Source organism: Streptomyces sp. NPDC001194 (genome assembly GCF_042896985.1).
In the GTDB taxonomy this organism is placed as follows: Bacteria; Actinomycetota; Actinomycetes; order Streptomycetales; family Streptomycetaceae; genus Streptomyces.
In genome coordinates, this window is the sequence record NZ_JBIAXU010000012.1 from 62585 (window position 1) to 74075 (window position 11491).

Annotated in this window: 11 protein-coding genes; 6 read left to right on the forward strand and 5 right to left on the reverse strand. The window is 73.4% G+C overall.

Features of this window, described 5'->3' with window-relative positions; translation table 11 throughout:
* The first annotated feature begins 154 nt into the window (after nt 1-154).
* Nucleotides 155-514 (forward strand): ArsR/SmtB family transcription factor, encoded by a 360-nt coding sequence (locus tag ACFY1T_RS22945; RefSeq protein WP_390789801.1) that lies wholly within the window; start codon nt 155-157, stop codon nt 512-514.
* The gene (locus tag ACFY1T_RS22950; RefSeq protein ID WP_390789802.1) at nt 511-1152 is read left to right on the forward strand and encodes an SRPBCC family protein; all 642 of its coding nucleotides are present in this window, start codon (nt 511-513) and stop codon (nt 1150-1152) included. The genes ACFY1T_RS22945 and ACFY1T_RS22950 overlap by 4 nt, the downstream gene beginning before the upstream one ends.
* 5 nt (nt 1153-1157) lie before the next feature.
* Here ACFY1T_RS22950 and ACFY1T_RS22955 read toward each other — a convergent pair whose 3' ends face one another.
* Both ACFY1T_RS22955 and ACFY1T_RS22960 read right to left on the reverse strand, forming a co-directional pair.
* On the reverse strand, nt 1158-1739 hold the full coding sequence (locus tag ACFY1T_RS22955) for a hypothetical protein (protein WP_390789803.1): 582 nt from the start codon (nt 1737-1739) through the stop codon (nt 1158-1160).
* Nucleotides 1740-1821: 82 nt separating this feature from the next.
* Nucleotides 1822-2979 (reverse strand): aminotransferase class V-fold PLP-dependent enzyme, encoded by a 1158-nt coding sequence (locus ACFY1T_RS22960; protein ID WP_390789804.1) that lies wholly within the window; start codon nt 2977-2979, stop codon nt 1822-1824.
* 185 nt (nt 2980-3164) lie between these two features.
* On the opposite strand from ACFY1T_RS22960, the gene ACFY1T_RS22965 reads away from it, so the two are divergent.
* The 3 genes from ACFY1T_RS22965 (at nt 3165) to ACFY1T_RS22975 (ending at nt 8032) form a co-directional block, all read left to right on the forward strand.
* On the forward strand, nt 3165-3944 hold the full coding sequence (locus tag ACFY1T_RS22965) for a class I SAM-dependent methyltransferase (RefSeq protein ID WP_390789805.1): 780 nt from the start codon (nt 3165-3167) through the stop codon (nt 3942-3944).
* 18 nt (nt 3945-3962) lie between these two features.
* Nucleotides 3963-6737 (forward strand): exo-beta-D-glucosaminidase, encoded by a 2775-nt coding sequence (locus ACFY1T_RS22970; RefSeq protein ID WP_390789806.1) that lies wholly within the window; start codon nt 3963-3965, stop codon nt 6735-6737.
* Between the two features lie 191 nt (nt 6738-6928).
* Complete coding sequence (locus tag ACFY1T_RS22975; protein ID WP_390789807.1) at nt 6929-8032, forward strand: mechanosensitive ion channel family protein; 1104 nt, start codon at nt 6929-6931, stop codon at nt 8030-8032.
* A 9-nt stretch (nt 8033-8041) separates the two neighbouring features.
* Here the strand turns inward: ACFY1T_RS22975 and ACFY1T_RS22980 are convergent, their stop codons facing one another.
* On the reverse strand, nt 8042-8617 hold the full coding sequence (locus ACFY1T_RS22980; RefSeq protein ID WP_390789808.1) for a MepB family protein: 576 nt from the start codon (nt 8615-8617) through the stop codon (nt 8042-8044).
* A 231-nt stretch (nt 8618-8848) separates the two neighbouring features.
* On the opposite strand from ACFY1T_RS22980, the gene ACFY1T_RS22985 reads away from it, so the two are divergent.
* A complete protein-coding gene (locus ACFY1T_RS22985; RefSeq protein ID WP_390789809.1) occupies nt 8849-9604 on the forward strand; it encodes a hypothetical protein in 756 nt (251 codons plus the stop codon).
* A gap of 6 nt (nt 9605-9610) precedes the next feature.
* Here the strand turns inward: ACFY1T_RS22985 and ACFY1T_RS22990 are convergent, their stop codons facing one another.
* Nucleotides 9611-10726 carry a sensor histidine kinase gene (locus ACFY1T_RS22990; protein WP_390789810.1) on the reverse strand — a complete coding sequence of 372 codons (1116 nt, stop codon included), beginning with the start codon at nt 10724-10726 and terminating at the stop codon, nt 9611-9613.
* Entirely contained in the window at nt 10719-11486 is a 768-nt protein-coding gene (locus ACFY1T_RS22995; protein WP_390789931.1) for a response regulator transcription factor, read from the reverse strand. The genes ACFY1T_RS22990 and ACFY1T_RS22995 overlap by 8 nt, the downstream gene beginning before the upstream one ends.
* Nucleotides 11487-11491: the final 5 nt, after the last annotated feature.

Below are 11491 nucleotides of genomic sequence, written 5' to 3' on the forward strand. Positions count from 1 at the left end.
CCGAACCGAACCGGACCGTACCGGCCGCGTCACCCGGCCGCCCGGCGGACCGCGGTGGCACGTCCGCCGGGGAAGCGGATTCACCCGATCGCCGGGGCCGTCGGCCGCCGGACCGTTATCTAAGTTGTTGCTTATATAAGCGGGAGGTGGCACAGTGGCGGGTGTGCACGCCTTTGACGTACTCGGAGACCCCGTGCGGCGCCGGATATTGGAGCTGCTCGCAGCCGGCGAGCAGCCGTCCGGCGCCGTCAGCGAGGTGATCCGGGCAGAGTTCGGGATCTCTCAGCCCGCCGTGTCGCAGCACCTGCGGGTGCTGCGCGAGAGCGGCTTCGCCGTCGTGCGGGCGGAAGGGACCCGGCGGTTGTACGCGGTCCAGGCCGATCCGCTGCGCGAGGTGGACGCCTGGCTGGACAGGTTCCGCGGCTTCTGGGAGCAGCGGTTGGACGCGCTGGGCACGGAGCTGGCACGGGGCCGCCGCGAGCGGCGCGAACAAGAGCGAGGAGAGGCGCGATGAGCGACATCGTCGGACAGATCAACGACATCCACCGCGAGGTCGGCCGCCGCGAAGTGGGCGGTGAGGAGGCGCGGACCGTACTCCTGCGCCGTACGTATCCGGCGGCCGCCGAGGACGTGTGGGAGGCCTGTACGAGCCCGGACCGGCTCGGCCGGTGGTTCCTCCCGGTCAGCGGTGACCTGCGAGAGGGCGGGCACTACCAGACGGAGGGGAACGCGGGCGGGAAGATCCTGCGCTGCGAGCCGCCGAAGCTGCTGCGGGTGAGCTGGGTGATGGGCCAGGCACCCGGGTTCAGCGAGGTGGAGCTGCGGCTGACGCCCGAGGGCGCGGAGCGGACCGTCTTCGAGCTGGAACACGTGGCCGTGGTGCAGCCGGAGTTCTGGGACCAGTACGGGCCCGGGGCGGTCGGTGTCGGCTGGGACCTCACGGTGCTGGGTCTCGGGATGCACCTGGCGGGCAATTCCGTGCACCCCTCGGAGGCCGTCGCCTGGATGGCCTCGGACGAGGCCCGGGCGTTCATGACGGGCAGCAGCGAGGCCTGGGGCCGGGCCCACACCGCCTCCGGGGAGTCCGCGTCGGCCGTGGCCGCGGCGACGCGGGCGACGACCGGGTTCTACGTACCCCCGAAGCCGCAGTAGCCGGCCTACGCGTCCCGGAAAGGGCCTGCGGCGGCGACCAGTGCGCTCAGGGCGAGCAGCACCACCGCGCCCAGACCGGCCGCCCAGGGCGAGCCCGCACCCTCCGCCGCCGGCGACACCCGGCGGCGGGGGTCGTAGGCGACGCGGACCTCCCCTCCCGCGGACGCGAGGCGCCGGCCGTCCGTGAGCTCGTCGGGGTAGCCGCCGGGGCAGTTCAGCACATGGCGGTAGACGGTCCTCTCGCCCGGGAGCCCCTCCCCGGCCGAGCTCGTCTTCTGCTCCCGCACCTCGCGCACGACGCACGGGGCGACCTCCGCCCGCGACGCCGCCTGGTCCGTGGCCGCCACGGTGAGCAGCAGACCCAGGGCCAGGAAGAGGGCCCCGAAGAGGCTCCGGCTGCCGCCGACGCACACGAAGTAGAGCACCGCGGCGCCGACGATCAGGACCGCTCCGCCCGCCAGGGCCACCGCGGCGGACGGCGCCGAGGCGCCGGCGTAGCACCAGTGCGCCCAGCCGTACAGCGCCGCGGCCGCCACGACGGGCACCAGCGCGGCACGTCCCGACACCCTCGGCTCAGCCTCTGGCATGAACACCACCCCCCTCCCCCACAGGACGCCGCAGGGCTGACGGACGGTTTCGGGGGCGGCCGGTGTCGCGGGCGAAACGCGCTCACCGGTTCAGTGCGGCGTCCAGCGCGGTCAGCAGCTGTTCGATGTCGGAGCCGGTGGTGTGGAGGTGGGGGCTGATGCGGATCGCCGAGCCGCGCGCCCCGACGAACACGTCCGCCTCCTCCAACGCCGCCACCACACGTTTCTGGAGCCCCTCGGGCACCGTGATGCCGAGCATGTGCGGGCCGCGCGGCGAGGGGACGGGCAGGCCCCGCTCGCGCGCCGCCGAGGCGATGCGGGCCGTGGTGGCCGCCAGGGTGACGGCGATCCGCGGGACGGTCCAGGCCGACAGCTGCTCCAGGGCGGCGAGCGCCATGGGCGTGAGCTCGAAGGCGGTGCGCGCCCCCACGTCGAAGCGGCGGGCTCCGGGCTGGTAGGCGGTGCGGTACTCGACGAGCCGCCCGAAGTCGTCGGAGTCCTTGCGCACGATCCAGTTCTCCTCCAGCGGCCGCCCCTCCTGGCGGGCCGGGTCCACGTACAGGTAGCCGAGCCCGAAGGGGCCGAGCAGCCACTTGTAGCCGACGCTGACGAGGAAGTCGGGCCGCAGCGTGCGCACGTCGATGGGGATCGCGCCGACCGACTGGCTGGCGTCGATGACCAGGGCTGCGCCGGCGGCCCGCGTGGCTTCGGCGATCCGGTCCAGATCGAGCAGGGCGCCGTCGGTCCAGTGCACCCGGGGCACCGAGACCACGGCCACGCCGTCGTCGAGGGCGGCGAGGACGGCCTCGGTCCAGGTCTGGCCGGGCTCGCGCCGGACCGTGAGCATCGAGGCCCCCGTACGCTCGGCAAACCGCCACCAGGTGTAGATCCCGGACGGGTACTCGCCGTCGAGGACCAGGACCCGGCTGCCGGGCCGCGCCGTCAGGTTGGCGGCGGCCACCGCGAACCCGTAACTGGTCGCCGGTACGAGGGCGATGTCATCGGCGGTGGCCCCGATGAGGGCCCCGAACAGCGCTCGGCGCCGCTCCGCCCCGCTGAACCAGTCGGGGCCCAGGAGCCGCCAGGGCTGGGCCCGTTTGAGGAGGGCGGCCTCGCCCGCGACGAGGCCGGTGCGCAGCGTCGGTGCCACGCTGGCGGTGTTGAAGTAGGCGATGCCGTCCGGGATGTCGAACAGCCCGCGGGCGTTGGGAAGCGGCTCGCTGCCGACAGGCGAGGTCATGGCGTGCTGCCTTTCGCGTCGTCCGGGGGCCGGAGCCCACCACACTGCCCGGCGCGCACGGCCGCGGACGTCAGCCGCCCCGGGGGAAGGCCGCACTCGCCCCACTTGGCCGACCGTCTCCGTCGGGGTGGCGCACGGGCGCGCCGCACCGGCCGCCCGCCCCGCCGGGCCGATAGTGGGGAGCTGTGAACAACGGGTCAGCGGGACATGGGGAAGAGGGCGGCGCCTGGTCGGGGCCTGCCGGGGCAGAGGCGTTCGCGGCGGTGGAGGCGGCCACGGACTGGCTGCTCGGCTACCCGTTCGTGTTCGAGGCCCTGTCCCGCCGGATCGGCGCGGACGAGGTGCTCGTGGACTACGGGTGCGGGCCCGGAGCGGTGGCCGACCGGGCGGCGCGGGTGCTGGGCGCGCGGGTGCTGGGCGTGGACACGTCCGCCGAGATGCTGGCACTGGCCCGCAGCAGCGCGCCGGCGGTGGCGGAGTTCCACCTGGTCAGGGACGGCCGGGTCACGGGCCTGCCCGACGGGTGCGCCGACGCGGTGATGTGCAATCACGTCCTGGCCTCGCTGCCGACCGAGGAGGCCCTGCTCGGGGTCTTCGCCGAGATGCGCCGTCTGCTGCGGCCGGGAGCCCCGCTCGTCCTGCTGTCCACCGACCCCGACTGCACGGACCTCGAGTACACCTCGCTGCGCGTGGGCGCCGAAGGGGCCTCGTACCGGCCGGGCGAGGAGATGCCGCTGCGGCTGCTGCGCACGGACGGGACCTGGCAGGAGGTGCGCAACCACGCCTGGCCCGTCGACCGGCTGCCGCTCCTCCTCGGGAGCGCCCGCTTCCGCGACATCACGCAGCGCCGGCCGACCGTGGACGAGGCGCTGGCGCTGGCCGACCCGTCCCTCGTGGACCGCCATCCGTGGACCGCGGAGCGCGCAGAACCACCCCTCGTGATCACCTCCGCCCTCGCCGCCTGAGCCCTCCCGGAGGCCACCGTGTCCCCCTCCCCCGTCCGCGTCGTCCGTTGGGAAGCCGCGGCCTTGGCCGTGCTCGGCCTCCTGGGCGCGCTCCTCGCCGGTGCTCCGGCCGCGGCTCCCTCCCCGCGCACGGAGCACGTTCCGGCGGTGACCGCCGTCCCCGCGACCCCGGGGAGCACCACGCCCCTGTCCGGGTACGCCATCCGCTCCACGGCCGACGTCTCCGACGCGCCGGCCCTCGTCTCCGCCCCGGGCTACCGGACGGCGGGCTGGCACCCGGCCGGGCCCCGCTCCACCGTGCTGGCCGCCCTGGTCGCGGACGGCACCCATCCCGACCCCTTCCACTCCACCGACCAGAAGCGCATCCCGGCCGCGGACTTCGCCGTTCCCTGGTGGTTCCGGGCCGAGTTCACCGTGGCCGACACCTCCTCGCGCACGTACCTGGACTTCAGCGGCGTCGTCTCCGCGGCGGACGTGTTCGTCAACGGCGAGCAGGTCGCCACGGCGACCGCGGTGGCCGGCGCGTACACGCACCACGAGCTCGACGTCACCGGGCTGGTGCGGGCGGGCGCCAACGCGGTGGCCTTCCGGATCAAGCCGAACGATCCCCGCAAGAACCTGACCATGGGCTGGCTGGACTGGCTGCAGCCGCCGCCCGACGAGAACATGGGCATCGTCCGCGACGTGCTGGTGCGGCGGGGCGGGCCCGTCGCCCTGCGCGACGCGCACGTGCTGACCGGTCTCGCCCTGCCGTCGCTCGCCTCCGCGGACCTGACCGTGAAGGCGAAGGTGCGCAACGAATCGGCCGGGCCCGTCACCGCCGAGGTCTCCGGCACGATCGGATCGGGGATCGCCTTCCGGCGGGCGGTGCCGCTGGGCGCCCACGAGACGAAGACCGTGGCCTTCACCCCGGCCGACACCCCGCAGCTGCACCTGGACCGGCCGCGGGTGTGGTGGCCCGCCGGAACGGGTGCGCAGGAGCTGTACGAGCTCGATCTGACGGTCACCGTCCCCGGGGGCGGGGCCGGGAGCGGTGAACGTGCCGGTGGCGGCTCCGGTGCCGTGTCCGACCGGGCCCGCCACGGCTTCGGCATCCGCAGCGTGCAGGCCCCCCTCAACAAGGACGGCGCCCGCCAGTACTCCGTCAACGGCCGACCGCTGCTGATCCGCGGCGCCGGCTGGTCCCCCGACCAACTGCTGCGCTGGGACGCCGCCTACGCGGAGGACCGGCTGGCCTACGCACGCGACCTGGGCCTCAACACCCTGCGCCTGGAAGGCCACCTCGAACAGGACGAGTTCTTCGACCTGGCCGACCGGTACGGGATCCTCACCCTGCCGGGATGGCAGTGCTGCACCAAGTGGGAGGGCGAGGTCAACGGCACCGAGGCCGGAGAGGGCTGGTCCGCGGGTGACCACCCCGTCGCCAAGGCCTCGATGGCGGCCGAGGCCGCGCGCCTGCGCGACCACCCCAGCGTCATCTCCTTCCTCATCGGCAGCGATTTCGCCCCGAACGCCGAGATCGAGCGGGGTTACGTCGAGGCGCTGAAGGCCGCCGACTGGCCCACCCCCGTGATCCCCGCCGCCTCCGCCAAGTCGGCGCCGCTCACCGGCGCCTCGGGGATGCGCATGCCGGGACCGTACGAGTGGGTGCCGCCGAACTACTGGTACGACAAGCGGGAGGGCGGGGCCACCGGGTTCAACTCCGAGACCAGCGCGGGCCCCGACATCCCCACCCTCGACACCCTGCGCCGCATGATGTCACCGGCCGAGCTGACCTCCCTCTGGAAGGACCCGGCCGCGCCGCAGTACCACCGCTCGCCCTCGCGCACGTACGCCACGCTCAAGCTGTACGACGACGCGCTGAGCGCCCGGTACGGCGCCCCGCGCAGCCTGGAGGACTACGTCGCCAAGGCGCAGCTCGCCCAGTACGAGAACGTGCGCGCCCAGTACGAGGCGTACGCGCGCAACGCCACCGACGCCTCGAAGCCGTCGACGGGGGTGATCTACTGGATGTTCAACAGCGGCTGGACCTCGCTGCACTGGCAGCTCGTGGACCGCTACCTGGACCAGAACGGCGCCTACTTCGGGGCGAAGAAGGCGAACGAGCCGCTGCACGTCCAGTACTCGTACGACGACCGGACGGTGGCCGTCGTCAACCGCCGTGCGGCGGGGGTGTCGGGGCTGACCGCGCGGGTTTCGCTGTTCAACACCGACGGGACGCAGAAGTACGACCGGACGGTGACCGGCCTGGCCGTCGGCGGGAACGGTGCGAAGACCACCGCGCTGACGCTCCCTGCGTCGGTGGACGGGCTGTCCGCCACCCACCTCGCGCGGCTGGTCCTGACCGACTCCTCCGGGCGCGAGGTGAGCCGCAACGTGTACTGGCTCTCGACGCGCCGGGACGTCCTCGACTACACCGAGAGCGACTGGTACCACACGCCGACCACGGCCTACGCCGATCTCACGGGGCTGCGGTCGATGGCGCAGGCGACCGTCTCCGCCACGGCGACCACGAGCGTGGATGCCGACGCCCCGTCGACCTCCACGACGGTCGTCACCGTACGGAACACCGGCACCGGGAACACCCCGGCCCTGCTGACCGACCTCCACCTGGTCGACGGCAAGGACACCCCCGTCCTGCCCGTCCGGTGGTCCGACAACCAGATCAGCCTCTGGCCCGGCGAATCGGCCACCCTCACGGCGACCTACCGCACGGCGGACCTGCACGGCTCCGCGCCCGCGATCCGGGTCTCCGGCTGGAACACGCCGACGGCCACGGTTCCGGCCGGCTGACACCGGCCCGCGTGCGGGGGGACCCCGGGCCATGGGGCAGGATGGCAACCCGTTCCGGAATGCGTACACGCGCCCGAACGCGGCTCCACGCACGACAAACTGACAGGTGACAAGGTGACGACACACCTCATACGACGGCCCGCCGGGCCCGTCGCCACTCCCCCGGTCCGGCGCCGAGCGGAGGGTGTCCGTTGAACCGGGAACTCCTCCTGCACGACTGGCTGGTGGCCGGGATCGCGGTGGCCGCGGGCGCCGTGGCCGGGCTCGTACTGCGCGCCCTGATGCGCTGGCTGGGCCGGCACGCCGAGCGGACCCGGTGGAACGGGGACGACCTGATCGTCGACGCGCTGCGCACCCTCGTGCCGTGGGCGGCGGTCATCGCCGGCGCCGCCGTGGCCGCTTCGACACTGCCGCTCACCGCGCGGGTCCTGGGGTTCGTGAACCAGTCCCTCTCCGCCGTGCTGATCGTCATCGCCACGTTCGGTACCGCCCGGGTCGTCGCGGGCCTCGTCCAGTCGGTGGCGGGTTCGCGGACCGGAGTGGCCGGATCGGCGTCCATCTTCGTCAACATCACGCGGGTCGTGGTGCTGGTGATGGGTGTGCTCGTCGCGCTCGAAACCATGGGCGTGTCCATCGCGCCACTGGTCACCGCCCTCGGCGTGGGCGGTCTGGCGGTGGCCCTGGCCTTGCAGGACACCCTCGCCAACCTCTTCGCCGGCGTGCACATCCTCGCCTCGAAGACCGTGCAGCCCGGCGACTACATCCGCCTCAGCAGCGGTGAGGAGGGGTACGTCGTCGACATCAACTGGCGCAACACCGTGGTCCGCAACCTGTCGAACAACCTGGTGATCATTCCGAACAACCGTCTCGCCCGGACGAACATGACCAACTTCACCCAGCCCGAGCAGCAGTTGTCGATCCTGGTCCAGGTGGGCGTGGGGTACGAGAGCGACCTGGAGCACGTGGAGCGGGTGACCCTCGACGTGGTCGACAGCGTGATGGCCGACATCAACGGCGCGGTCCCCGACCACGAGGGCGCGGTCCGCTTCCACACGTTCGCGGATTCCCGGATCAACTTCACGGTGATCCTGGGAGTCGGCGAGTTCAGCGACCAGTACCGGATCAAGCACGAGTTCATCAAGCGCCTGCACCAGCGGTTCCGGTCGGAGGGCATCTCGATCCCCGCGCCCACCCGGACGGTCTCGCTCCACCACGACGGCCTCCAGGCGTCGGCGCTCCCCCCGGTTCCGCACCAGCGCGAGGCTCCGCCCCGTTCGCCCGCCGCCACCGGCTGAGCCGGGCGCCTACGAGCGGTACAGCTCCAGGGCGCGGGCCAGGTCGACGGGGCCGTCCTGCGGCAGGTGGAGGAAGTACTCCACCTGCCACGCCTGGGTGCGGCCGGCCTGGCGGTTGGCGGTGGCCACCCAGGGCGGGTAGACGCGGAAGCCCCGCTTGCCGCCCGCACCGTCCACCGATACGACGCCGTGCCGGCGGAGCGCGTCCACCGGGAAGACGAACTGGCCTCGGCCGTGGTCGTCATGGCCGGCGATGACGAAGAGGTCCACGCCGTCCGCGGTGTCGAAGGGCCGGATGGGCCCCTGCGGGGACCGCATCCACACGGTGACGAACTGGCCGGCCTTGGTGGGGGTCGTCTTGGCCGCGCGGAACCGGACGGCACGTCCGTCCAGCGTGAACGCGTGCGCGGCGTACGCGCCGCCCTCCGCCTCGGGAACCGGCCGCGAGCAGGTGAATCCGCACGGATCGTAGACGCGTGTCTTCGCCGCGAGGAGGTCGCCGGGGACCCGGGGCGCGTCCGGCCACGCTTCGGGGCCGGCAGGGGTCGGACGGGGATCGGCGGAGCGCTCGTGGCGGGTCGTCATCCGGACACCCTGCCACGGATGCGAGACGCTTGTGGATCCGTGACCACGGCGAGGGGCGGCACGCGTGCGCCGCGCACGGCGTGGTGCGGCCCGGCCCGCGCGCCGGGGCCGATCCGGCGGCCGGGGGGTGTCCGCCAGGGACGCCTTTCGGCCGCCGCGGCGCCCTCGCCCCCGGCCGATATCCTGGTGTGGTCCGACATCGGGGGCTTTCCTCCCAGGAAGGGCAGCACGATGAATCGGCAGACCAACCGGTACCGGGGCCTCATGATCCTCGCGGTCCCGCTGCTCGCCTCCTCCGTCGCCCTCACCCCCGCCTTCGCGGCCCGGGGCCGTACGGCGGGAGCGGGAGCCGCCCGGGCGCCCATGGCTCCCTCCTGCGAGCTGATCGCGGGCGGGGGCGGCCAGTCGGGCGGCAAGGGGAACACGCGCTACGACCTGCACCTCAGCGGTTTCCCCGCGAACCAGTCGGTCCACGTCCAGGGCAAGTCGTCCTTCCGGGGCACGGTGGACGGATCGGGCTCGCTGGACCGCCGGGGAGTCCGCTACGGCACGTACGGCGTCGGCTACCGGGACGCCGGGTCGAAGCAGGCCAAGCACGTCGACTGCAGCACGGCGCCCCGGGAGAAGCCGGGCGGCGGCAAGGGGAACGTGCAGGTCACCAAGGTCGAGGTGAAGGCCCTGACCAAGTCGGGGACGGTCGTCGACTGCGGCACACCGCCCAAGTTCGAGTTCGACGGCAAGATCACGGGCAGCGGGAACGGGAAGGTCCGCTACTACTGGACCTACAACTCCAGCGCCGACCCGATCGCCTCGGGCTCGGCCGAGTTCACGCCGGGCATCGAGAGCGTGTCCCTCTTCAAGGCGGTCAACGGATCGGTGCTGGCGAACACCGACACGGTGACGGTGTACCTCACTCTGCACGTGCCGGATTCCAACCTGACCGGGCAGAGCGAGAACGTGACGTTGACCTGCGCGAAGCAGCCGTGACCTGTCCTAGGCGGGCGCCGGCAGGGTGAGCTCGAAGCAGCAGCCGCCGGTGACGTTGCGGACGTGCGCGCGCCCGTCGTGCGCCTCGACGATGCCCCGGACGATCGCCAGGCCCAGGCCCGCGCCCCCCGGAGGCGTACGGGCCTGGGTCCCGCGCCAGCCGGTGTCGAACACGCGCGTCAGGTCCTCCTCGGCAATGCCCCCGCAGGCATCGGTGACCGACAGCACCACCGCGCCCTCGCGGGCTTCGGCGGCGATCGCGACCGTGCCGTCGGCCGGGGTGTGGCGGATGGCGTTGACCAGCAGGTTGGACAGCACGCGGGTCATCTCCTTGCCGTCCACCTCCACCGGGAGCGAGGCGGTCCCGTCGCCGACCAGCCGTACGCCGTGCTCGCGGGCGAGGGCGTCGGTGCCGGCCAGCGCGTCGCCCACCAGGTCGTGGAGGTTCAGCCGGGTGGGGCTGAGGCTGAGGGCGCCCGCGTGGATGCGGGAGAGCTCGAAGAGGTCGCCGACCATGGAGTTGAGGCGGTCGACCTCGGTGCGCATCTGCCGGTGGTAGCGGGCGGGGTCGGCGGCCATGCCGTCCTCCAGCGCCTCCGACATGGCGCGCAGCCCGGCGAGCGGGGTGCGCAGGTCGTGCGAGATCCAGGCGACGAGCTCGCGCCGTGAGGTCTCCAGGGCCCGTTCGCGCTCCCGGGACGCGGTCAGGCGTTCGCTGGTCTCGGCCAGTTCGCGGCTGAGTGCGGCCAGTTCGGCGGGGGCGGGCACCCCGGGCGTGGTGAAGGTGCCCTCCTCGCCGAAGACGCGCGCGGCCTCGACGAGTTCACGGCAGCGCCGTACGACCTGCCGTCCCAGCAGCAGCGCGGTGCCCAGCGAGACGACGGCGGCCACGGCGGCGACCACCGTCACCACGGTCAGGTCGTGGGAGGAGAGGAGCATCGCCCAGGCCACGGCCAGCGTTCCGGCGAGCATCGCGAGGACGGCGACGGCGGTCACGACGGCGAGAGAGACGGCGACGCTGCGCCTGCGGAGTATGCGCAGGGCGACGGCGCCGAGCGCTCCGGCGCCGCCCGCACCGAGGAGCGCGTACAGGGCGATCAGCAGGAGGTCCTGGTCACGCATGTTCATGTCCGTCCGCCAGTCTCTGATCCTTGGCGGGCGCCGCCGGTGTCGGGTGGGCATCGAAGCGGTATCCGGCGCCCCAGACGGTCTGGATCAGCCGGGGGTTCGCCGCATCGTCCTCGATCTTGCCGCGGAGGCGGCGGACGTGGACGGTGACGGTGGACAGGTCGCCGAAGTCCCAGCCCCAGACCTCGCGCATGAGCCGCTCCCGGTCGCAGACCTCCCCGGGGTGGCGCAGGAAGAAGGCCAGGAGGTCGAACTCGCGCAGGGTGAGGGCGAGTTCCCTGCCGTCCTTGCTGACACGGCGCGCCGCCGGGTCCAGGCTCAGGCCCGCCGCGGTGAGCCGGGGGCCCGCGGCCGGCGCCGCGGGGACGGCCCTGCGCAGGACCGACTGCACGCGCAGGACGAGCTCCCGGGGGCTGAACGGCTTGGTCACGTAGTCGTCCGCGCCGACTTCCAGCCCCAGGATCCGGTCGTCCTCGTCACCGCGGGCGGTGAGCATGATGACCGGGACGGGCGCGGCGGCGCCCTGACCGCCGTGCGGGCCGACGGCACGCTCGCGCGCCCGCAGCCGTCGGCAGACCTCCAGCCCGTCCATGCCGGGGAGCATGAGGTCGAGGACCATCAGATCCGGGCGCTGCTCCTCGGCGGCGCGCAGGGCGGCCGGGCCGTCGGCGGCCAGGCGCACGGTGAAACCGGCGCGGTCGAGGTATCCGGCCACGACCTCCGAAACGGTCGGGTCGTCGTCCACGACCAGGATGCTGC